At 75.3% G+C, this 21,599-nt stretch carries 18 protein-coding genes; 14 read left to right on the forward strand and 4 right to left on the reverse strand.

From position 1 onward, the window contains the following. Nucleotides 1–486: 486 nt before the first annotated feature. From ACFU74_RS25795 to ACFU74_RS25840, 10 genes are all read left to right on the forward strand, one after another. Nucleotides 487–1,455, forward strand: coding sequence for a TauD/TfdA dioxygenase family protein (locus tag ACFU74_RS25795; protein ID WP_380760802.1), 969 nt, complete (start codon nt 487–489; stop codon nt 1,453–1,455). Between the two features lie 29 nt (nt 1,456–1,484). Continuing rightward, complete coding sequence (locus ACFU74_RS25800) at nt 1,485–2,696, forward strand: ROK family protein (protein ID WP_380760804.1); 1,212 nt, start codon at nt 1,485–1,487, stop codon at nt 2,694–2,696. 54 nt (nt 2,697–2,750) lie between these two features. After that, complete coding sequence (locus ACFU74_RS25805) at nt 2,751–4,334, forward strand: ABC transporter substrate-binding protein (protein WP_380760806.1); 1,584 nt, start codon at nt 2,751–2,753, stop codon at nt 4,332–4,334. Nucleotides 4,335–4,352: 18 nt separating this feature from the next. Next, complete coding sequence (locus ACFU74_RS25810; RefSeq protein WP_380760808.1) at nt 4,353–5,297, forward strand: ABC transporter permease; 945 nt, start codon at nt 4,353–4,355, stop codon at nt 5,295–5,297. A gap of 3 nt (nt 5,298–5,300) precedes the next feature. Next, the gene (locus ACFU74_RS25815; protein WP_380760810.1) at nt 5,301–6,161 is read left to right on the forward strand and encodes an ABC transporter permease; all 861 of its coding nucleotides are present in this window, start codon (nt 5,301–5,303) and stop codon (nt 6,159–6,161) included. Further along, nucleotides 6,158–7,849 carry an ABC transporter ATP-binding protein gene (locus ACFU74_RS25820; RefSeq protein ID WP_380760812.1) on the forward strand — a complete coding sequence of 564 codons (1,692 nt, stop codon included), beginning with the start codon at nt 6,158–6,160 and terminating at the stop codon, nt 7,847–7,849. The genes ACFU74_RS25815 and ACFU74_RS25820 overlap by 4 nt, the downstream gene beginning before the upstream one ends. Then, on the forward strand, nt 7,846–10,203 hold the full coding sequence (locus tag ACFU74_RS25825; RefSeq protein WP_380760814.1) for an arylsulfatase: 2,358 nt from the start codon (nt 7,846–7,848) through the stop codon (nt 10,201–10,203). Before ACFU74_RS25820 ends, ACFU74_RS25825 begins: the two co-directional genes overlap by 4 nt. Nucleotides 10,204–10,307: 104 nt before the next feature. Next, a complete protein-coding gene (locus ACFU74_RS25830; protein WP_380760816.1) occupies nt 10,308–10,943 on the forward strand; it encodes a 4'-phosphopantetheinyl transferase in 636 nt (211 codons plus the stop codon). 16 nt (nt 10,944–10,959) lie between these two features. Further along, the gene (locus tag ACFU74_RS25835) at nt 10,960–11,646 is read left to right on the forward strand and encodes a hypothetical protein (RefSeq protein ID WP_380760818.1); all 687 of its coding nucleotides are present in this window, start codon (nt 10,960–10,962) and stop codon (nt 11,644–11,646) included. Between the two features lie 73 nt (nt 11,647–11,719). Then, nucleotides 11,720–12,178 carry an NADAR family protein gene (locus ACFU74_RS25840; protein ID WP_380760820.1) on the forward strand — a complete coding sequence of 153 codons (459 nt, stop codon included), beginning with the start codon at nt 11,720–11,722 and terminating at the stop codon, nt 12,176–12,178. Nucleotides 12,179–12,184: 6 nt separating this feature from the next. Here ACFU74_RS25840 and ACFU74_RS25845 read toward each other — a convergent pair whose 3' ends face one another. Beyond that, nucleotides 12,185–12,751, reverse strand: a complete 567-nt coding sequence (locus ACFU74_RS25845; RefSeq protein ID WP_380760821.1) for a response regulator — start codon at nt 12,749–12,751, stop codon at nt 12,185–12,187. Between the two features lie 253 nt (nt 12,752–13,004). Here ACFU74_RS25845 and ACFU74_RS25850 point away from each other — a divergent pair, with 253 nt between their 5' ends. Both ACFU74_RS25850 and ACFU74_RS25855 read left to right on the forward strand, forming a co-directional pair. Then, a complete protein-coding gene (locus tag ACFU74_RS25850; protein WP_380760823.1) occupies nt 13,005–13,589 on the forward strand; it encodes a hypothetical protein in 585 nt (194 codons plus the stop codon). Between the two features lie 21 nt (nt 13,590–13,610). Continuing rightward, nucleotides 13,611–14,876, forward strand: coding sequence for a sensor histidine kinase (locus ACFU74_RS25855; RefSeq protein ID WP_380760825.1), 1,266 nt, complete (start codon nt 13,611–13,613; stop codon nt 14,874–14,876). On the opposite strand, the gene ACFU74_RS25860 is transcribed toward ACFU74_RS25855, so the two are convergent. After that, complete coding sequence (locus ACFU74_RS25860) at nt 14,848–15,573, reverse strand: polysaccharide deacetylase family protein (protein ID WP_380760827.1); 726 nt, start codon at nt 15,571–15,573, stop codon at nt 14,848–14,850. The genes ACFU74_RS25855 and ACFU74_RS25860 overlap by 29 nt on opposite strands. A 461-nt stretch (nt 15,574–16,034) precedes the next feature. Between ACFU74_RS25860 and ACFU74_RS25865 the strand changes: the two genes are divergently transcribed. Together ACFU74_RS25865 and ACFU74_RS25870 are read left to right on the forward strand one after the other, a co-directional pair. Then, nucleotides 16,035–17,597: a CehA/McbA family metallohydrolase gene (locus ACFU74_RS25865; RefSeq protein ID WP_380760829.1), complete on the forward strand. Its 1,563-nt coding sequence runs from the start codon at nt 16,035–16,037 to the stop codon at nt 17,595–17,597. A gap of 249 nt (nt 17,598–17,846) precedes the next feature. Continuing rightward, entirely contained in the window at nt 17,847–18,332 is a 486-nt protein-coding gene (locus ACFU74_RS25870; protein ID WP_380760831.1) for a hypothetical protein, read from the forward strand. A 289-nt stretch (nt 18,333–18,621) separates the two neighbouring features. Here the strand turns inward: ACFU74_RS25870 and ACFU74_RS25875 are convergent, their stop codons facing one another. Continuing rightward, on the reverse strand, nt 18,622–19,218 hold the full coding sequence (locus ACFU74_RS25875; protein WP_380760833.1) for a sigma-70 family RNA polymerase sigma factor: 597 nt from the start codon (nt 19,216–19,218) through the stop codon (nt 18,622–18,624). Nucleotides 19,219–19,512: 294 nt separating this feature from the next. Further along, nucleotides 19,513–20,646, reverse strand: coding sequence for a S8 family serine peptidase (locus ACFU74_RS25880; protein ID WP_380760835.1), 1,134 nt, complete (start codon nt 20,644–20,646; stop codon nt 19,513–19,515). Nucleotides 20,647–21,599 lie beyond the last annotated feature (953 nt).

Here is a 21,599-nt window from a genome sequence, read left to right on the forward strand (position 1 = left end):
GACGCGCTCCGGGCGGGCCCTCCCGCCGTCGGCGGGGTTTCTTCCGCGGCGAAAGTTAGTCGTCCCGACACGCCCCCGACAGGCGGGAACACGCCGCCGCAGCCTTCCCGCCACCGCCCGACCATCCCCCGCAACACGGCGCCACACGCCCGCAACACCCCTTCCCACCAGGCAGGACGGGTGATTGACAGGGAGGCGCGGGCTTCAGCACGATGAGCGCCGAGCCCACTCGCAGCACCCCGGACCCGGAAGGAGGGCCGATGAGCACCGTTCACCGCACCGCCCCGGCCCGCCACCGCTGCTGTCGCCGCCGGCGCTGCTGTCTCTGCTGTCGCGGGGCCTTCGCCCGCTGACGCCGGCCGCCCGGCCGTCACCTCTCCCCGGCACCCGTGTGCCGTCCTCCACCGCTCCGCCCTGACCGCGTCCACCGCCCGGGGCGTCCTTGCGCGTCCCTCCATTCCCCTCCACCAGAGTCGAGGAACCGTCATGTCCACTGCCACCGCACCCACCACCACCCTCCGCCTCACGCCCGCCGCCGGCCGGATCGGCGCGATCGTGCACGACGTCCGCCTCGGCGGCGACCTGCCCGCCGAGACCGTCGCCGCCCTCGAAGCCGCGCTGTACGAGCACAAGGTGCTGTTCTTCCGCGGCCAGCAGCACCTCGACGACGCCGAACACGAGGCGTTCGCCCGCCTGTTCGGCCAGCCGGTCGGGCACCCCACCGTACCGAGCGCCGACGGCCGCTACATCTTCGAGCTGGACGCCACCAAGGGCGTGCGCGCAAACAACTGGCACACCGACGTCACCTTCGTCCCGTCCTACCCGAAGGCCTCGATCCTGCGCGCCCTGGAGCTGCCGCCGGCCGGCGGCTCGACGGTGTGGGCCAACACCGCCGCCGCCTACCAGGACCTTCCGCAGCCGCTGAAGGCGCTGGCCGAGTCGCTGCGCGCCGTGCACACCAACGACTACGACTACGCGGCGAGCCTCGCGCTGCGCCCGGAACTCGCCGACAACGCCGAGGTGGCCGACCTCTTCCGCCGGGTGTTCGTCTCCACCGCGTTCAAGACCGAGCACCCGGTGGTCCGCGTGCACCCGGTGACCGGCGAGAAGAACCTGCTGCTCGGCGCGTTCGCCCAGCGCGTCCAGGGCGTCTCGGGCGCCGACAGCAAGGCGCTGATCGCGCTGTTCCAGCGGTACGTGGAGCGGCTGGAGAACACCGTGCGCTGGGACTGGCAGGTCGGCGACGTCGCGTTCTGGGACAACCGCGCCACCCAGCACTACGCCGTCAACGACTACGGCGACGAGCCGCGCCTGGTCCGCCGGATCACCCTGGACGGCGACCTTCCGGCGGGCGTGGACGGCGCGCCGAGCCGGCTGCTGGAGCCCGCCGTGCCGCCGCGGGTGGCCGGGCTGGTGCCGGCCGATCAGCTGGAGGCCGAGGCCGCCGGGCGCTGAGCCCCCGACGACTCCCGGAAGGACGGCCGATGTTCACCGAGATCACCAGCACCGCCGCCCGGCCGCACCGCACCGGGGACGGACGGCGGGACGTCAACGCCGCCGCCGTCCTGCGGACGGTGCTGGACCACGGGCCGGTGGCCCGCAGCCGGGTGGCGGCGCTCACCGGGCTGAGCCCGGCCGCCGTCTCCCGCCAGGTGGTCGACCTGGTCCGGCTCGGACTGCTGCGCGAGCGGCCCGAGCTGGCCTCCCCCGGCGCCGGGGCGGTCGGCCGCCCGCAGCTGCCGGTGGACGTGGACACCGGGCGGATCGCGGTGGCCGGACTGCACATCGGCCTGCCGTTCACCACCTTCGCCTTCCTCGACCCGCGCGGAAACGTGCTGCACCGCCGGGAGTTGAGCAACCGGGGCCGCACCGGGGCGGCCGTGCTGCGGCCGCTGCTGGCGCGGCTGCCCGGGCTGCTCGACGCCGTACCGGACGGCCGCACCGTGGTCGGCCTCGGCGCCGTCACCGGCGGCGCGGTCGACCGCGGGCGCGGAGTGGTCGTCCGTCACGATCCGCTCGACTGGCGGGACCTGCCGCTCGGCGGGCTGCTGGCCGAGGCCACCGGGCTGCCGGTGCAGGTGGACAACCACGCCAGGGCGCTGGCCCAGGCGGAGATCCTGTTCGGGCACCCGGCGGCCCGGCGCTCGATGGTGCACCTGTTCGTCGGCCACGTGGTGGACGCGGCCCTGGCCGTGGCCGGAACCGTGCACGTGGGCCCGGCCTCGCCGACCGGGGACGTCGCCCACCTGCCGGTGCCGGACAGCGACGCGCCCTGCCACTGCGGCCGGACCGGCTGTCTGGCGGTCGCCGCCTCGGACACCACGCTGTTCGAGGCGGCGGCGGCCGAGGGAGTCGTCGAACGGCCGGACCGCGCCGAACTGGTGGCCGCCGTCCGGGCCGGCGACCCGAGGGCCGACCGGCTGGTGCGGCGGCGCGCGGAGACCATCGGCCGGGCGCTCGCCCTGCTGGCCGATGTCGTCAACCCCGATCTGCTGGTGCTGACCGAGCACTTCGCCGCGCTCGACCCGGCCTACCTGAACGTGGTGCGCACCGAGTTCGCGCGCCGCTCACGGATGCGGCGGGACGCCGAACTGGTGGTCGTCCAGCGGCGCGGCGCCGATGTGCTCGCCGTGGCCGCCGGGTCGGCCGCGCTCGGCGCCCTGCACGCCCGCCCGGTGCACGCCCTGACCGCCTGAACCCCTCGAACACCACCGACCCCGCAACGCCCCTTCCCGCAGAGGACCCCACTCGTGACCCGCTACCCCACCGCCTCCCCGCTCTCCCGCCGGGCGCTGCTCCGCGGCGGCCTCGCCGGCGCCGGCCTGCTGACCCTGGCCGCCTGCCGCTCGGCCGCCGACACCGCCGCCGGCCGGGCCGCCGGTGACGCCGCGGGCCCGCGTCGCGGCGGTGTCCTCACGGTCGGCGCCGGCGTCGACTTCACCCCCGCCCTGCTGTTCGCACAGAGCGCCAACACCCTCGTCCAGCGCCTGGTCTTCAACACCCTGACCCGCTACGACGACCAGCTGAAGCCGCAGCCCGAGCTCGCCACCTCCTGGTCGGTCGCGCCGGACGGCACCGGCGTCACCCTCAAGCTGCGCGAGGACGTGACCTTCCACAGCGGCCGCCGGTTCACCGCCGACGACGTCGTCTTCGCCGTCAAGAACCTCCAGAACCCGGCCCGGTCCGCCCAGTTGCGCTCGACGGCCGCCGCCGTCACCGACTTCCGCAAGAACGGCGACTTCGAGCTCACCCTCGTCCTCGCCCATCCGGTGAGCAACCTCTTCGACCTCTTCGAGTTCATGATCATCCCGGACTCCGCCACCGTCGAGGAGGCCTTCGCCGGGACGAAGCTGGTCGGCACCGGCCCCTACACCTTCACCGAGCGCAAGCCCGGCAGCTCGATCACGTTCGCCCGCAACGAGAAGTACTGGAACCCCGGCCGCCCCTACCTGGACGGCGTCGAGATCCGGGTGATCCCCCAGAGCGAGTCACTGCTCTCCTCGCTGAGGACCGGCCAGACCCACCTCTCCTACCACGTGCGCGGCAAGGACCTCGCCGCCCTGCGCAGCGAGCCGCAGTTCCGGGTCACCTCCTACGACACCGGCGGCGGCGCGTACTACATCGGCGCCAACCTCACGGCCGAGCACGTCGGCGACAAGCGGGTCCGGCAGGCCATCGCCTGGGCCGTCGACCGCGAGCGGCTGGTCCAGCAGGCGCTCGGCGGCTCCGGCACCGTCTCCGCCACGCCCTGGCCCAGGTCCTCCCCCGCGTACAGCGCGGAGGCCGCCGCCCACTACCGCCACGACCCCGACCGCGCCCGGCAGTTGCTCAAGGAGGCCGGACTCGCCGGCATCACCCTGCCGTTCGCGCACAGCAACGACCCCGGCGGCACCGCCGTCGCGCAGGTGCTCCAGTACGACCTCAAGCAGGTCGGCATCGAGACCGTGCTGCAGCCCACCGACTCGCCCACCATGCAGAAGCAGCTGATCGCCCAGGCCATGCCCGCGCTCTGGACGCTCAGCCACGGCTTCGCCCAACTCCACCCCGCCACCCTGGCGGTGAGCGCCTACCCGTTCAACGAGGCGAAGAACAGCTCGCACTTCTCGTCGCCCGCCTACACCGACATCGTGCAGCGCGCCTGGAAGCGGCCGGACAGCGACAGCGACGAGGCCAAGGCGCTCTACCGGCAGATCACCGACACCCTGCTGGACGAGCAGTTCGTGATCGACCTCGCCATCGCCGGCCTCAGCGAGGTCGCCGGCGGCAAGGCCCGCGGCGCCACCCTCAACAAGTTCGGCTACCTCAACCTCGACGACGCCTACCTCACGGCCTGAGCGGACGGCCCGAACCCGATGCGAAGCTTCCTCCTCAAGCGACTGCCCTCCGGGCTGCTCGTCCTCCTCCTCGCCTCCTTCCTGGTCTTCCTCATCCTCCGCCTGATCCCCGGCGACCCCGCCACCACCCTGGCCGGCCCCGACGCCGGACCGCAGGCGGTCGCCGCGATCCGCGCCCGGCTCGGCCTCGACGAGCCGCTGCTGTCCCAGTACCTGCGCTGGCTCGGCGACCTGCTCACCGGCGACCTCGGGCCCAGCTACTCGATCGGCGGCCAGGTCGCCGACCTGATCGGCGACGGCCTCGGCGCCACGCTCCAACTCACCGCCGCCGCCCTGCTGCTGGTCGTCGCGCTGGCCCTGCCGCTCGGCGTGCTCGGCGCCACCGCGAAGCGCCGGCCGACCGCCGCCGCCGTCCGCGCCTTCACCACCGCCGTCCTGGCCGTGCCGCCGTTCGTCACCGGCGTGCTGCTGGTGCTGCTGTTCGCGGTCACCCTCGGGCTGCTGCCCGCCGGCGGCCACGAGTCCCTGCTCGACGCCCCCGACCTCGCGCTGCAGTACCTGCTGCTGCCCGCCGTCTGCCTCGCCCTGCCCAGCGCCGCCGTGCTCGCCCGCTACCTCACCGACGGCATCCAGCGGGCGCTGGCCGAGGACTACGTGCGCACCGCCACCGCCGTCGGCGTCTCCCGCCGCCGGATCGTCTGGCGGCACGCCCTGCCCAACGCGCTGCCGTCCGCCGTCACCGTGCTCGGCCTGCAGATCGGCCACCTGGTCGCCGGGGCGGTGCTGGTCGAGCGGATCTTCGCCTGGCCCGGCCTCGGCCAGCTCGTCGAGCAGGGCGTGCTGCGCCGCGACTACCCCGTGGTGCAGGCCCTGCTGCTGCTGATCGTCGCCGGCTACGTCGCCGTCCAACTGCTCACCGACCTCGTGTACGTCTGGCTCGACCCCCGGATCCGGTGGGAGTAACCGATGACCGCCCTGACCGCCCCCGCCCCGGCCCGCCCCGCGCGCGCCGCCGTACGCAACCGGTACCTCGCCGGGCTGCTCACCGTCCGCGGCCTGACCGGGCTCGCCCTGGTCGCCGTCGTCGCCCTGGCCGGGCTGCTGGCCCCGCTGCTCACCGACCACGACCCCGACGCCCAGGGCCCGCTGGCGCTCGCCGGGCCGAGCGCCGAGCACCCGCTCGGCACCGACGACCTCGGGCGGGACCTGCTCAGCCGGGTCCTGCACGGCATCACCACCGACCTGGCGCTGACCTTCGGCGCCGTGCCGGCCGGCGCGCTCGCCGGCTGCTCGCTCGCCCTGCTCGCGGCCACCCACCGCTGGGCCGACACCGCCGTCCAGCGGGTCTTCGACCTGGTGCTCGCCTTCCCCGGGCTGATCCTGGCGCTGGCCGTCACGGCCGTGCTCGGGCCGGGCCGCTGGCCGGTCTTCATCGTGATCGCGATCGCCGAAATACCGCTGTTCGGACGCCAGTTGCGCTCCGGGATCCTGGTCCAGCGGGAGCGCGAGTACGCGCTGGCCGCCCGGGTCGGCGGCGCCTCCCGGGCCCGGGTGCTGCTGCGGCACGTGCTGCCGAACGCCGTCGACCCGCTGATCGTGCAGACGGCGGTGGCGCTGTCCGTCGGCGTGTTCATCGAGGGCGCGATGAGCTTCCTCGGACTCGGTGTGCGCCCGCCGGAGCCGACCCTCGGCTCGATCCTCAGCCAGTCCGTCTCCTACCTCGCCACCCATCCGACCTTCGCGGCCGCCCCGCTGGCCGCGACCACCGCGCTGGTGCTCGGCTTCACGCTGATCGCCGAGGCCCTGAACCGGGGGATCCGCCGATGACCAGCCCGCCGCCCCGCGACGACCGCACCGTCCTGCGGGTCACCGACCTCTCCGTGGCGTTCGACGCCACCACCGCCGTGGACGGCGTCGGCTTCGACCTCGCCGCCGGGGACACCCTGGGCCTGGTCGGCGAGTCCGGCTCCGGCAAGTCCACCACCGCCCTCGCCCTGCTGCACATGCTCCCGGCCGGCGGCCGGATCACCGGCGGCTCGGTGGAACTGGCCGGCCAGGACCTCGCCGCCCTGCCCGAGCACGCCCTGCGTGCCGTGCGCGGCCGGCGGATCGCCATGGTCTTCCAGGACCCGATGTCCTCGCTCAACCCGGTGCTCACCGTCGGCAAGCAGCTCGACGAGGCCCTGCGCGCCCACGGCGCCCGCCCCGACAAGCGGCAACGCGCCGCCCGCGCCGTCGAGTTGCTGGAGCTGGTCGGCATCCCCGACGCGGCCGGCCGGCTGCGCGACCACCCGCACCAGTTCTCCGGCGGCCAGCGCCAGCGCATCATGATCGCCCTCGCGCTCGCCAACGACGCCGAGGTGCTGGTCGCCGACGAACCCACCACCGCCCTCGACCCGACCGTCCAGCAGCAGATCCTGCGCCTGCTCACCCGGATCAACCGGGAGACCGGCACCGCGCTCGTGGTGATCAGCCACGACCTCGGCGTGATCGCGCAGACCTGCCGCCGGCTGCTGGTCATGCGGCACGGGAAGGTGGTCGAGTCCGGCGACACCGCCGACGTCCTCGGCGCACCGCGCCACCCGTACACCAAGCAGCTGCTGGCCGCCGTCCCGCGCCTGGAGGCGCCCTCGGAGGCCGCCGCCAACAGCGTGCCGGGGACCGAGCCGCTGCTCACCGTCACCGGCCTGCGCAAGACCTACGGCTCGCGGCGGCGCACGGTCACCGCACTGGACGGCGTCGACCTGGTGCTGCACCCCGGCGAGACGCTCGGCCTGGTCGGCGAGTCCGGCTCCGGGAAGTCAACCCTGGCCCGCGCGCTGGTCCAGGTGCACGCCCCGAGCGGCGGCGGGATCCGCTTCCGGGGAGAGGAGTTCGGACGCGGCGGCGAGCGGGCCGCGCGCCGCGAGGTGCAGCTGGTCTTCCAGGACCCGTACGCCTCGCTCAACCCCCGGATGACCGCCGGGCAGATCATCGCCGAACCGCTGATCGCCCACGGCCTGGGCGACCGGCCCGCGCGCGCCCGGCGGGTCGCCGAACTGCTGGAGCAGGTCGGCCTCGACCCCGACAGCGCCGACCGGCACCCGCGCGCCTTCTCCGGCGGACAGCGCCAACGCATCGGCATCGCCCGGGCGCTGGCACCCGAGCCGAGCGTGCTGATCTGCGACGAGCCGGTCTCCGCGCTGGACGTCTCGGTCCAGGCCCAGGTCCTCGACCTGCTCGCCCGCCTCCAGCGCGAACTCGGCCTCGCCCTGCTGTTCATCGCCCACGACCTCGCGGTGGTCCGCCAGGTGAGCCACCGGATCGCCGTGCTGCACCACGGCCGGATCGTCGAGACCGGACCGGCCGACCGGGTCGTCACCGCACCCGAGCACCCCTACACCAAGCAGCTGTTGGCCGCCGTCCCGCGCCTGGAAGCCCCGGGCCCGGACGCCACGGAACCGGACAGCCCGCGCCCGGACGCCCCGAGCCGGGACGCCCGGCCCGCCGTCCTCACCACCCGGAGCACCGCATGACCGACACCCCCGGCACCCCCGCCGCCGCCCCCGGCGCGGCGCCGTACCGCGACCCGTACGCCGGCTTCCCCGGCACCGTCGGCCGCACCTTCCGCGAGTCCACGCCCGCCTGGCCGCAGCGGGTCCGCCCGCGCGAGGGCGCGCCCAACGTCGTCGTCGTCCTGGTCGACGACCTCGGCTACAGCGACATCGGCCCGTTCGGCGCCGAGATCCCCACCCCGGCCCTGGACGGCCTCGCCGAGCGCGGCGTCAAACTCGCCAACTACCACACCATGCCGCTCTGCTCCCCCGCCCGGGCCGCCCTGCTCACCGGCCTCAACCCGCACCGGGTCGGCTACTCCTTCGTCGCCAACGCCGACCCCGGATTCCCCGGCTACGGCATGGAGATCGCCGACGACATCCCCACCCTCGCCGAGCTGCTGCACGACGCCGGCTACGCCACCTACGCCGTCGGCAAGTGGCACCTCACCCGCGACTCCGCCTCCAACGCCGCCGACGACCGCGCCAACTGGCCGCTGCAGAAGGGCTTCGACCAGTACTACGGCGTCCTCGAAGGCCTCACCAGCCTCTTCCACCCGCACCAGCTCGTGCGCGACAACAGCCCGCTGGACCTCGACGAACTCCCCGACGGCTACTACTACACCGACGACATCACCGACCGCGCCATCGACATGGTGAAGGCGCTGCGCGCCCACGACACCGACAAGCCGTTCTTCCTCTACCTCGCCCACAACGCCGTGCACGGCCCGTTGCAGGCCAAGCCCGAGGACCTCGCCCGGCACAAGGGCCGCTACGACGGCGGCTGGGACGAGCTGCGGGCCGCCCGGTTCGCCCGCCAGCTCGCCGCCGGCCACTTCCCGCCCGGCACCGGACTCCCGGACCGCAACGCCGAATCCGGCCACGAGGTCGGCCCCTGGAGCGAACTCGACCCCGCCCGGCGGCAGCTCTACGCCCGCTACATGGAGGTCTACGCCGCCATGGTCGACAACGTCGACCAGAACCTCGGCCGGCTGCTCGGCACCCTCGAAGCGCTCGGCGAACTCGACAACACCATCGTGGTGTTCACCTCCGACAACGGCGGCACCGGCGAGGGCGGCGCCGAGGGCACCCGCAGCTACTTCAGCCGCTTCGTCCACCACCCCGGCCTCCCCGAGGACTGGAACCCCGACGTCGAGCGGGAGACCGAGCTGATCGGCGGCCCGCGCTCGCTGGTCCACTACCCGCGCGGCTGGGGCATGGCCTCCAACACCCCGTTCCGCCTCTACAAGGGCCAGACCCACGCGGGCGGCGTGCGCGTCCCCTTCGTGCTCTCCTGGCCCGCCGGCCTCCCGCGCGCCGAGGGCGACCCCGGCGTGCGCACCCAGTACCAGTACGTCACCGACCTGCTGCCCACCCTGCTCGACCTCGCCGGCGTGGAGCGGCCCGGGCGGCGGCGCGGACAGGCCGTGCAGTCACTGGACGGCTTCACCTTCGCCTCCGTGCTGCGCGACCCGGACGCCGGCTCCACCCACCCCGAGCAGTACTGCGAGATGACCGGCAACCGCAGCTACTACCGCGACGGCTGGAAGCTCGTCACCCTGCACCGCCCCGGCACCCCGTACGACGACGGCGAGTGGGCGCTGTACGACCTGCGCACCGACCCCACCGAGATCCACGACCTCGCCGCCGAGCACCCCGGCGTGGTCAAGGAGCTGTCCGCCGCCTGGGAGGCCGCCGCCTGGCGCAACGGCGTCTTCCCGCTCAGCGACGGCGGCGGAGCCCTCGCCCGCCGCCACCCCGACGAGGCCGGGCTGCGCCGCCCGCTGCGGCTGCTCGCCGGCACGCCGGAGCTGGAGCGCTACCGCTCGTCGCGGCTGATCTCCTTCCGCTCCTTCGCCATCGAGGTCGAACTCGCCGAGCACGGCGCCGAGGACGCGGGCGTGCTGGTCTCGCACGGCGACCAGGGCGGCGGCTACGGCCTCTACGTCGAGGACGGCCGGCTGCACCTCGCCTACAACCAGTACGGCGAACTGTTCGAGGCCGACGCCGGCCCGCTCACCCCCGGCGCCCACCTGGTCACCGTCGAGGCGACCGCCGTGGCCGGCCTGCGCTGGGAGTTCCGCGTCCTGGTCGACGGCGAGGAGACCGGTCGGCTCGGCCCGGTCCACCAGCTCATCGGCATGGCCCCGTTCCAGGGCATCAGCGTGGGCGTCGACCGCAGGTCCCCGGTCTCCTGGCCGGTGTACGAGCGCCACCGCGCGTTCCGCTACAGCGGCGGGCTGCGCGCCGTCACCTACCTGCCCGGCGACCCCGCGCCCGACGACCCCGCCGTCGTCGCCCGCGCGCTGCGGGAGGCCGCCGCCGCCTTCGAGTAGGCGTTCGGACCGGGGATCGTCCAACCAGGGGATCATCCGTCAGATCATCACGCTATCCTCCGGATGTCTCGTGTCATCCGTCGTCCGTCCTGTCCGGGGGAACAGTGATCAACGAACTCCTGCCCGAATCCGTCGTGGTCGAGACCGCCTACTCCGACCCGCCCGAGGCCCGCCTGGAGCCCGAGGAGGAGGCGGTCATCACCCGCGCCGTCGAATCCCGCCGCCGCGAGTTCACCACCGTCCGGTACTGCGCCCGCCGCGCCCTCACCCGACTCGGCGTCCCGTACCGGCCGCTGCTCCCCGGCCTGCGCGGCGCCCCGGGCTGGCCGGAGGGCGTCGTCGGCTCGCTCACCCACTGCGCCGGCTTCCGCGCCGCCGCCGTGGCCCCGGCCGACACGGTCCTCTCCCTCGGCATCGACGCCGAACCCGCCCTCCCCCTGCCCGACGACGTCCTCGACACCATCGCCCTCCCGGCCGAGCAGCGGCGCAGCGCGGCCCTCGACGCCGAGCAGCCCGGCATCCCCTGGGACCGCATCCTGTTCAGCGCCAAGGAGTCCGTCTACAAGACCTGGTTCCCGCTCACCCACCGCTTCCTCGACTTCTCCGAGGCCGACCTGACCCTCCGCACCGACGGCACCTTCACCGCCACCATCCTCGTTCCCTCCCCCCTACCCACCCTCGAAGGCCGGTGGCGCGTCCACGACGGCCACCTCGCCACCGCCATCACCGTCCTGCGGTAGACAGGCGGAGGCATCGGTGCGGGACGGCTTCTCCGACGGGTTCTTCACCCGGCTCGCGCACGACACGCATCCGGTGGACCTGATGTGCCGCTACCTGCTGCACGGCTCGGTCGAACGGATCCCCGGCCTGGCGGCCGACCGGGAGACGCTGTCGTTCGAGCACCTGAGCCGCCGTGTCCGCCCGGAGCACCGCTCCCGCCACGACGACGCCGACACCTTCTCGGTCCACATCAGGAGGAGGGTCGGCGGGCGGCTCCACGGCGTGGAGTTCCGTCTCCACTTCGTCGCCGGCGAGCCGTCCGCCGACGCGGTGATTCCGTTCGGCACCCCGGTCGGCCTGCCCCGGTTCCTGCACCACCTCCGCGGGCACCACGGCCCGGCGGGGGCTCCGGGCGACTGGGACTTCGACGTGTACACCGACGTCCTCGACCTCCGCGAGAGCGTCGTGCTGTTCGGCAACCGGCGCGAGGTCTGGTTCCAGATCGACCGGGGCCGATTGGTGGTCGGCCGCCTGCACGGCAACCGGTTCGGGGCGAGGGCCCGGCTGCACGCGGGAGGGGTGATGTTCCCCGACCGCCTCGCCGCCGTCGACGGCGGCACGGCCGAGGCGCGGGCGTACCGGCGGTACGTGGCCAGGCTGCGCGATCCCCTCCCGCTGCGGACGGGACGGCCGGCCCGCCCCGGGTCCGGGCCCCGGCGGTGAGCCGGGGAAACCGGTTGCGGGCGCGGCCCGGCGCCTGGGACCGTGCGAACCCCGCTACTGCGACGAGGCCTGGATGACGATCTACTTCTACGGCGCGGACGAAGTCCCCTACGGCTGCTTCTCCAACTTCTCCGCGCACGACCTGGAACTCGACGGGCACCTGTGGCCGACCTCGGAACACTACTTCCAGGCCCAGAAGTTCGCCGGCACCCGCCACGCCGACCTCATCCGCCGGGCCGGCACACCGCTGCGCGCCGCCGAACTGGGCCGCGATCCGTCCAGGCCGCTGCGACGGGACTGGGAACGCGTCAAGGACGACGTCATGCGCCGCGCCGTGGCCGCCAAGTTCCGGGCGCACGCGGACATCCGCGGCATCCTGCTGTCCACCGCCGACGAGGAGATCGTCGAGGACACCGGCACCGACCACTACTGGGGCCGCGGCAGGACCGGGACGGGCAGGAACATGCTCGGCCGGATCCTGATGCGCACCCGCAGCCGGCTCCGCGCCGAGGCACGGGAGCACTCCGCCTGAGACCCCTCAGACCCACCCGTGGCGGCGGGCCCGCCGGAGGGCGGCCGACGGGTGGGTGGCACCGAGCCGGGCGGTGGCGGAGGCGAGGTGGCGCCGGACGTCCTCCGCCGGGAGGGGGACGGGGGCACCGGCGGCGGTGAGGTCGAGGACGTCGAGTTCCTCGGCGGTCAGGACGGTGGTGTCAGGAGCCAGGGTGTCCGGGTGGATGTAGCGGCGGCCGTTGTGGACGGCGCGGACGGCGCGGGCGAGGTCGGCCGCGGAGACGCTGCGGGGCAGGAAGGCCCCGGCGCCGGCGCGCAGGGCGCGGCGGAGGTCGCCCGGGCGGTCGTGGGTCGTCATGATCACGGTCGGGCAGGCCGGCAGCGGTGAGCCGTCGAGGCCGGGCGAGCGCAGCGCGAGCACGGCGACGTCGGGGCGGCGGTGCGCGGCCAGGGCCAGCGCGGCCGGGGCGGAGCCGGCCTCGGCGACGACGGTCAGGCCCTCCTCCAGGGCCAGCAGGGCGGCCAGGGCGGCCCGGCGGACGGGTTCGTCGTCGGCCAGCAGGAGGCGGAGGGCGGGGAGGCGCTCGGTCATGCGGTCCAGCCTGCCGGCGGCGCCGGGGTGACAGAAGTGCGAGCGCTCACCGAGGGTGATGAGATTCCTCAGCGGCGACCCCTGCGGAATGTCATGGCGGCCGGTCGCGTACTGCGCGGCCACGGAGGGAAGCCGACACGGGTCGGGGCAGAGGTGGGGCCGGGGGCTCATGCTCCCGGGACAACGGCGGGGAGAAGGTGGGGACAGGCCTCCGGAGACCGAAGCGGGGCCAAAACGACTACGGAGCGTAACAATGAGTAGTGAAACCGTGAGCGGCTCGCCCGATCTGGTCGTCACCGTGCACTTCTGGGAACCCGGTGGGGTGCTCGGCCGGCGGCTGGCGTACGGCTTCATGACCAGTGCGGCGACCGTACTGGTCCCGGACCCGCCCGAGGAGCTGTCCAGCCCCTGGCAGCGCTACCTCGTACGGATCTCCCCGGCGCCCGGATCCGATGACACCGCCGACACGATCCTGGCCGGGGGCATCGGCCTGGCGGCGGTCGACGGAGCGGGGATCCGCACGGCAGGGGCGGTGCTGACCCTGGTCCGACCGACGCGGTTCGAGGTCCCCGCCGTGTTCTCCACGCCGGCCGGGATCGCCGCACTGCTGATCCGCCATCACGGAGACCTGTGGGCGGCCTACGCCGAACTCGGCCTGCGGGTGGTGCGTCCGAAGCGGAAGGAGCCCGGCGCGCCGGACACCTGGTGGCTCGGCCCCGCGACCGCCGCCTTCGTCCACTCCGACGTCAAGGCGTTCGGCTGGGGCATCTGCTGTTCCAGCCCCATGTGCAGGGACGCGGAGTGGAAGAACGAGTACCCCTCCGATGCAGCGGCCTGACCGGACCATGGAGCGACCGCGATGACCACCGCGACACTGCGGGACCTGTCCCAAGACGCCCGGGGCGAAACGAACGGACGGCCCATCGGCTGGCAGGACGTCGCACTGGCGCTCGCGGCCGTCATCCCCGAGCTGTTCTACTTCGGCAGCGCGATCGGTCCCGGGACGCCCGGGGACCAGCTCCTGTGGATGGCCCTGCTCGCCCTGGGCGAGGCCGCCGCGCTGGTGCTGCGACGGCTCCGGCCGGTGGCGGTCTTCGCCGCCGTGTGGGTGATCTCCGCCCTCTCCAGCGCGCTCTCGTTGGCCGGTTCCCTCGACTACGTGCCGTGCTTCGGCCTGATGATCGCCCTCTACACCATCGCCGCACAGTGCAGACGTCCCGTCGCGCTGACGGCCCTGGCGCTCACCTTCGTCCCCCTGGGGCTGGCGCTCGCCTACAGCATCGTGACGCGCGCGAGTTCCGTCGCCGTCGCCGTGCTGGTCGCCAACCTCGCCTTCTACATCCCGGTGACGCTGGTGGTCTGGGGCTTCGCCCGGATCAGCCGGGCCGCCGACGAGGCCGCCGAGCGCCACCGGCAGGAGGTCGCCGAGGCACGTATGCGGGTCACCCAGGAGCGGGTGCGGATCGCGCGGGAGCTGCACGACATCGTCGCCAACGCGGTGGCCGTCATGGTGATGCGGGCCGAGACGGCGAAGGTCACGGCCTTCGAGGACCCGGCGCGTGCCGAGGCGTTCGGGCACATCGAGACGCTGGGGCGGTCGACGATGGCCGAGCTCCGGCACATGCTGCGACTGCTGCGCAGCTCGGAGGCGGCGGTCGAGGAGGGGTACACCCACGGGCTGGGCGATCTGGACCGACTGCTGGCGGACGTCCGCGAGGCCGGTGTGCTGATCTCCCTCGAAGTGCGGGGCACACCGCTGCGGATCGACGACAGCGTGGGCCAGACCGCCTACCGCCTCATCCAGGAGGCCGCCACCAACATCACCAAGCACGCCGGCCCCGGCACCCGGGCCGTGGTGCGGCTCACCTGGGACCGGTCGCTGCTCATCGAGGTGGTGGACGACGGTGCCGGGCGCCCGCCGGACGGACGCCGAGAGCTGTCCACCGGGCACGGGCTGGTCGGGCTGCGCGAGCGGGTGGCGCTGTACGGCGGGCTGCTGAGCGCGGCCCCGTACGGCCCCGGGTTCCGGGTGGCGGCGGCACTGCCGGTGTCCACGGCGATCGGGGCCGCGCCGGGCGGCGGCGCGCCGGCCGAGATCAGCGGAATGCGTCGGAAAGGCGGATGAAGGTGCGGCCCGCGGCCAGCAGGGCGGGGAGGGCGGCGGCGACGCCGCGGGCCGTGCCGGAGGCGGGCCGGTTCATGTGGGCGATGACGATGCCGCCCGGCTCGGCGCCGGCCAGTTCCCGCTGAACCTGGGCGGCGGGGAGGGTGGCGCCGCCGTCGGCGTTGGTGCTGAACCCGGCGATCCGCTGGCCGAGGTCGGCGGCGATCCGGGTGGCGACGTCGTCGTAGTGGGCGGTGCCCGAGCGGAAGAAGCGCGGCGGGTGGCCGAGGAGGGCGGTGAGCTTCGCCAGGTTGCCGGCGATCTCGTCGTGGACCCCGGCGGGGTCGCGGGTGCCGGCGATGCCGTAGGCGGAGCGGCCGACGACGGAGAGGGGGCGGTGGGCGGTGCCGTGGTTGGCGATCTCGAACAGGGGGTCGGCGGCGAGGTCGTCGAAGACGGCGGGGTTGGCGTCGATCCAGCGGGCGTTGAGGAAGAGGGTGGCGGGGACGCCGTGGGCGCGGAGGGTGTCGACGAGGGCGGCGTCGTAACCGGAGCCGCCGGAGCCGCCGCAGGCGTCGAAGGTGAGGGCGATGGCGGGGGCGGCGGCCTCGGGGAGGGTGCCGAGCACGCCGGGGACGTCGAGGCCCCAGGCGGTGGGGGCGGCGTCGGCGTAGCGGGCGGCGACGGCCGCGCGGGCGGGGAGGGCGGTGTCGGGCACGGCGGCCGGGGTGCCGGGAGTGGTCGGGGTGGCTGAAGGCGTGGGGGCGGGGGTGGGCGTGGGGGTGGGTGAAGGCGTCGGGGTCGGGGTCGGCGTGGGCGTCGGGGTCGGGGTCGGCGTGGGAGTCGGGGTCGGGGTCGGGGTCGGACCGGCTGTGCCCGGCGGCGCGGCGGTCGGCGGGCGGGCGGCCGGTCCGGGCGCGCAGCCCGCCAGGGCGGTGCCGGCCGCCGCCGCGAGAAGGGCCCGCCGACTGAGTGCCATGAAAGCTCCGAACCTGTCCGACCGTCAGGGACCACCGATCCACGCCCCTCCATTCAGGGCCGCGGTGCCCGCCCGCGCAAGCGGGAGCGGCCTTCACGGGGCCGCCGCACAGCCGTGGGGCCCGGCTCACCGGGGGTTCATCGGGAAGGGTACGAGACTCCGCTGACATCCCGACATCCCGGCGAGAGCGGAGGCTTCCGATGACGGAGCACGGGCAGGACGACAAGGCGTTGCTGGGCCGGCGCGGGTTACTGGCGGCCGGCGCCCTCGGCGCGGTGGCGGCGGCCACGACGACGGCGGGCGTCGCACGGGCGGCGGACGGGGCCGCCGGGGCCGAACGGACGATCACCCTGACCGGCAAGCTGCCGACCGGTGCGCCCGACTTCGTGTACCTCCCCTTCGACGTCCCGGCCGGCATCCGCGAGGTCGCCGTCTCCTACCGGTACGACAAGCCGCCCGTGCCGCCCGGAACCCCCGGCAACTCCTGCGACATCGGGCTCTTCGACGAGCGCGGCACCGAGCTCGGCGGGCGCGGCTTCCGCGGCTGGTCGGGCGGCTTCCGGACGGAGTTCGCGGTGAGCCGGGAGCAGGCCACGCCCGGCTACCTGCCCGGCCCCGTCCGCCCGGGCCGGTGGCACGTGGTGCTGGGCCCGTACCAGGTCGCGCCGCAGGGCCTGGAGTACCGGGTCGACGTGACGCTGCGCTCCGGTGCGCCGGGCGGCGAGTTCACCCCCGCCCACCCGCCGGAGCGCGCCCGGGGGCGCGGGCGGGCCTGGTACCGGGGCGACTGCCACCTGCACACCGTGCACTCCGACGGGCGCCGCCAACCCGCCGAAGTGGCCGCCGGCGCGCGGGAGGCGAAGCTGGACTTCATCGTGTCGACCGAGCACAACACCACCTCCGCGCACGGCATCTGGGGCCCGCTGGCCGGCCCGGACCTGCTGATCGTGCTCGGCGAGGAGGTGACCACCCGCAACGGCCACTGGCTGGCGCTGGGGCTGCGGCCGGGCCAGTTCGTCGACTGGCGCTACCGCTCGCGCGACGAGGCCTTCCCCCGGTTCGCCCGCCAGGTGCGGCGGCAGGGCGGGCTGGTGGTGCCGGCGCACCCGTACTGCCCGTACGTCGGCTGCCAGTGGAAGTTCGGCTACCAGGACGCGGACGCCGTGGAGGTGTGGAACGGCCCGTGGACGTACGACGACGAGTCGGCGGTCGACACCTGGGACGCCCAGCTGGCGGTGGCGCTGCGGGAGGGCCGGTCCTGGCTGCCCGCGATCGGCAACAGCGACGCGCACAGCGTCCCGCAGGTGATCGGCTCGCCGCACACCGTCGTGTTCGCCGAGGACCTCGACCGGGACTCCGTCCTGGACGGTCTGCGCGCCGGGCGCAGCTGGATCGCCGAGTCGGCGGCCGTGCAGCTGGACTTCACCGCGACCGGCGACGGTCGGCAGGCCGGGATCGGCGGCGAGCTGGCCGTGCCGGCGGACGCGCCGGTGGACGTCCGGCTCGACGTCTCCGGGGTGCCCGGCGGCACGGTGCGGTTCCTGACCGACGAGGGCCAGCTGCACCAGGAGTCGCTGCCGGCCGACGGCGCGGGCACGGTGGTGTGGCGGACCACGGCCTCGCTCGCCGCGTTCGTCCGGGCCGAGGTGCGGCACCCGAGGGCGGACGGGTCGCCGGGCCGGGGCAACTCGATGGGCCCGGAGCTGCCGTGGGGGCCGATGGCGGCGCTGACCAATCCGATCGTGCTGCGGGCGCGGAGGTAACGGGAAGGCGGCCGGGGAGCGGGGGGACGGCGAGGAGGCGGCGAGGAGACGGCGCGGGGGCGCGGGAGGTCCGGGGAGGGGAGGACTCCGGGGTGTGCGGTGGACTAGGTTGATCTCCGACAGCAGTCACTCGATATCTCGATATGACGAGACGGTCGGCTGTCCGTACGGCCGGGTGCGCCCCGGCCCGCTCCGGCCGTCCCGCCCCGGCTCCCCGTCCGTCCCCGGCCCGCGAAGGGATCAGCAGCTGTGAACCGTACGACCGTAGGTGGGCCGGAGCTCGGAGGCGGACGGGGGGCGGGCAGCGTGGTCGTCCTCTCCGACCCGGCCGCCGGCGCCGGGAGCGGCGCGGTCGCCCCACTGGTCGCGGACGCGCTCTTCCCGAGCGTCCACCTGCGCGCGGAGGACTTCCGGCGGGCGGTCCGGCAGGGGTACGTGGAGGCGGACCGGCCGGAGGCGCGGCGGCAGAACGTGACCGCGCTCGCGGCCACCGCGCAGGCGGCCTTCGCGTTCGCCTCGGGCGGGTACCAGGTGGTGGTGGAGGGCTCGGTCGCGCCGACGGCCCTGGACGCCTTCCGCCGGGAGAGCCGGACCACGGGAGCGGCGCTGCACTACGTGGTGCTCAACGGGGGCGCGGTGGCGGAGGCGGACGGCTCGGCGACCGACGACGCCGAGGTGACGGCCGACACGGTGCTGGCCGGACTGCGGCGGGGGGCGTACCTGCTGGGGTGGTGACCCCGCTCACGGGGTGTGGGCGGCCCGCCGGTCCGGGGTGACCGGGGGGCCGCCGCTGCGGCCGGGCGCCCCGGCGTCCGCGCTCCCACAAGAGCGGAGGCCGGGGCGGCCGGTGGGCCGGCGCCCGCACGGGGGGACGGGCGCCGGCGGCGGTGCCGCCACCCTGGTCTACGGGCGGCGGGGCGGGAACGGTTCACTGCGTTCCGCTTGCGGGCCTCCCGCGGGGCCGGCTGCCCCGGCGGGAGGCCGTCGGTGTCGGCGGGAGACCGCCGGCACCGTTGGAAGGCCGTCAGCCGGTCCAGGCCATGCCGTGCGCCACCAGGACCGGCCGCAGGGCGCGGACGGCGTAGAAGTTGCGGGACTTGACCGTGCCGACCGGTATCCCCAGCACCCGGGCCACCTCGGCCATCGACCGGCCCTTCATGTGCAACTCGACCAGCACGTCCCGGTGGTGGGGCTGGAGCTCGGCCATCGCCGCCGCCATGTCCCGGGCGACGAGCACCTCGTCGTACGGGTCGTGGCTGCCGGCGTGGTCCTCCGGCGACTCGTCGGCGACCTCCTGGGCGCGGGCGGTCTGCATCCGGTAGTGGTCGATGGCGATCCGGCGCGCCACCGTGAACAGCCACGGGCGGCTGTGCTCGGGCCCCCGGTGCATCGCCGCCGGGTTCTGCCAGGCCCGCAGCAGCGTCTCCTGGACGATGTCCTCGGCCTTGCCGCGGTCGCCGCTGGTCACCCGGAGCATCGCGCGCAGCAGGTAGCCGCCGTGCAGCCGGTACAGCTCGGCGAGGATGTCCTGGTTCAGGGTGGGCCGGGGGGCCGGCGGGGCGACGGGCCCCGGGGCTTCCTCGGTGGTCGTCCCGGCGTGGGCGGTAGCGTCGATGGCCACGGCTGTTGAGCCCCTTACAACGTTCGTCATTCGTCGGTGCCCCGGTCGGCGGTGTGGTCGGGACCGGGGTCGATCGCTGTCTCGTCGCGCGGGGGCAGGCCACGGCGGGCGGGCCGCTCTCCCGGGCGCTGCCACGCTTGCAGCCGCCGCCAACGGCGGACCAACGGCCGCCCAACGCGGGCGCGCCGGGGCGCGTTGGCGGGGCGTTGGGCGGCGTCGAGGGGGCGTCGGGGCGGCATCGAGGGGGCGTCGACCGGGGCGCGTCCGAGGACCGCCGCGGACCGGCCGGGGCCGCTACTCCGGGCGGCGGCGGCCCCGGTTCCGCCCGGCACGCACCGCAGCCGCGGCCAGGCCCACCAACGCCGCACCGCCCAGGCTGACCCCGGCGACCGCCGACGCCAGCCGCTGGGCCGAGCGGTCGGCGGGCGGCGGGACGACGACCGGCTCGGCGGCCGCCGGCGCGTCGGGGGCGGCAGCGGCGCCGGCGGCGGCCACCGCCGTCATCGGGTCAACGGTGCCCCAACCGACTGTCGGATCGGGCAACGCCGTGCCGGGCCGGTAGGCGGTCGCCCGCAGCCGGTCGGCGAGCTGCTCGGCGGTCAGCTCCGGCGACCGGCCGAGCACCAGGGCCGCCGCCCCGGCCACCAGCGCGGCGGCGTAGCTCGGACCCGAGGCGGTGAAGGCGCCGCCGCCGAGACCGACGGCCAACAGCCCCACGCCGGGCGCCGTCAGATCCACCCGCGAGGCCCGCCCGCCCGGAGCGGCAGGGGCGGCCGGAGCGGCGGACGCCGAGCCGCCCGCCGAAGAGCCGTCCGCCGAGAGCGCGGCCACCGCGAGCACGCCGGGGTACGCGGCCGGATACACCGGGACGGCCACCGACTGGCCGTCCGGGCCCGTCGGCGCGACCAGCAGCATGCCCTTGGCGGCGGCGTAGCCGACCGCCTCGGCCAGCGCCGGCGCCGCCTCCGCGATCGGCGTCGCGACCACGGCGACCCGGGCACCGCCGTCCGCCGCCGCGCGGATGCCCTTGGCGAGCAGGTCGGCGTTGGTGCTCCCGGCGTCGTCGGTGACGGCCACCGACAGCACCTTCGCACCGGGCGCCAGGCCGGAAGGCCCGCCGTCGGCCGTCCGTCGGCCGGCGATCAGGCCGGCGAGGACGGTGCCGTGCCCGACGCAGTCCCGTCCGGCGTCGCCCTCCCCGTGGAAACGCGGCCCGAGGGCGAGACGTCCCGCCAGCATCCCGGTCCCCGCCCCGGCCGAGGCATCCACCCCGGACCCGATCACCGCCACCGTCACCCCCTCCCCCCGGCTCAACGGCCACACCGCCTCCGGCCGCAGATACGTCTGCGCCCACCCGGCCCGCTCCGCCACCCGCCCCGACGGCTTCCGGCACCCGCTCTGCCGCACGTCCGGCAAGGTCTGCGCCATCACCGGCACCTCCCCCGCCGCCCCCGGGGTCTGCCCGGGCGTCGCCATCGGCACCGCCGTCGACGCGGCAAGAGGAACCCCCGAGGAAGCCCCCCGCCCCGGCGCGACAGCGGAAAGACCCCCCGCTGCCGACTGGACGGACGACAACCCCAGGGCAACCGGCGCAACGGACTTCGGGGAACTGAACGGCCCGGTGGCGGGCAGAGCCTCGGCGGCAGGCGCAGCGAACTGCCGGAAGCCGGACGACACACCAGAAGACAGCACGACCCCCGACACACCCACCCCGGCGGGCGGCGCAGCGGGCCGCCGGGGGCTGAACGGCACGGTGGCGGGCACAGCCCCCGCCGCCGACGGTGCAGCCTCGGCGGCAGGCGCAGCGGACTGCCGGGGCCCGGACGACACACCAGCAGGCGGAGCCCCCGCCCCCGCCACAACCGACGACAACCCCACGGCAGCCCCCGGCGCACCCACCCCGGCGGGCGGCTCCGCCACCGCCGCCGAGGCGGCCCCAGCGGCCGGAGCAGCGGGCTGAACGGGGCCGAACGACACACCGAAAGGAAGGACCCCCGCGCCCAATGCTGCGACCGACGGTGGCACAGCCCCAGCGGCAGGCGCAGCGGACTGCCGGGGCCCGGACGGCACACCAGCAGGCGTAACCCCCACCGCCGACCCGAAATCAGCCGACACAGCAGGTAGCTCCGCCGCCGACGACGCAGCAGGCTGCCGGATCCCAGACGACACGCCAGCGGGCGAAACCTCCGCCCCCGCCACAGTCGTCCCCAACTCCACAACAGCCCCCGGCGCACCCACCCCGGCGGGCGGCTCCGCCACCGCCGCCGACGCGGCCCCAGCGGCCGGAGCATCGGGCTGGAGAGGGCCGAACGACACACCAGCAGGCAGAGCCCTCACCGCCGACGCGGCAGGCGACTTCGCCGCCACCGGCGGCATAGCCC

It is taken from the genome of Kitasatospora sp. NPDC057500 (genome assembly GCF_042802195.1).
Lineage (GTDB): Bacteria > Actinomycetota > Actinomycetes > Streptomycetales > Streptomycetaceae > Kitasatospora.

What these genes read in the sequence shown, in the direction of transcription:
- ACFU74_RS25865 (WP_380760829.1), top strand. Translation starts at nt 16,035, where the DNA reads ATGACGGAGCACGGGCAGGACGACAAGGCGTTGCTGGGCCGGCGCGGG.
- ACFU74_RS25795 (WP_380760802.1), top strand. Translation starts at nt 487, where the DNA reads ATGTCCACTGCCACCGCACCCACCACCACCCTCCGCCTCACGCCCGCC.
- ACFU74_RS25840 (WP_380760820.1), top strand. Translation starts at nt 11,720, where the DNA reads ATGACGATCTACTTCTACGGCGCGGACGAAGTCCCCTACGGCTGCTTC.
- ACFU74_RS25850 (WP_380760823.1), top strand. Translation starts at nt 13,005, where the DNA reads ATGAGTAGTGAAACCGTGAGCGGCTCGCCCGATCTGGTCGTCACCGTG.
- ACFU74_RS25820 (WP_380760812.1), top strand. Translation starts at nt 6,158, where the DNA reads ATGACCAGCCCGCCGCCCCGCGACGACCGCACCGTCCTGCGGGTCACC.
- ACFU74_RS25880 (WP_380760835.1), bottom strand. Translation starts at nt 20,646, where the DNA reads ATGGCGCAGACCTTGCCGGACGTGCGGCAGAGCGGGTGCCGGAAGCCG.
- ACFU74_RS25855 (WP_380760825.1), top strand. Translation starts at nt 13,611, where the DNA reads ATGACCACCGCGACACTGCGGGACCTGTCCCAAGACGCCCGGGGCGAA.
- ACFU74_RS25815 (WP_380760810.1), top strand. Translation starts at nt 5,301, where the DNA reads ATGACCGCCCTGACCGCCCCCGCCCCGGCCCGCCCCGCGCGCGCCGCC.
- ACFU74_RS25825 (WP_380760814.1), top strand. Translation starts at nt 7,846, where the DNA reads ATGACCGACACCCCCGGCACCCCCGCCGCCGCCCCCGGCGCGGCGCCG.
- ACFU74_RS25845 (WP_380760821.1), bottom strand. Translation starts at nt 12,751, where the DNA reads ATGACCGAGCGCCTCCCCGCCCTCCGCCTCCTGCTGGCCGACGACGAA.
- ACFU74_RS25810 (WP_380760808.1), top strand. Translation starts at nt 4,353, where the DNA reads ATGCGAAGCTTCCTCCTCAAGCGACTGCCCTCCGGGCTGCTCGTCCTC.
- ACFU74_RS25800 (WP_380760804.1), top strand. Translation starts at nt 1,485, where the DNA reads ATGTTCACCGAGATCACCAGCACCGCCGCCCGGCCGCACCGCACCGGG.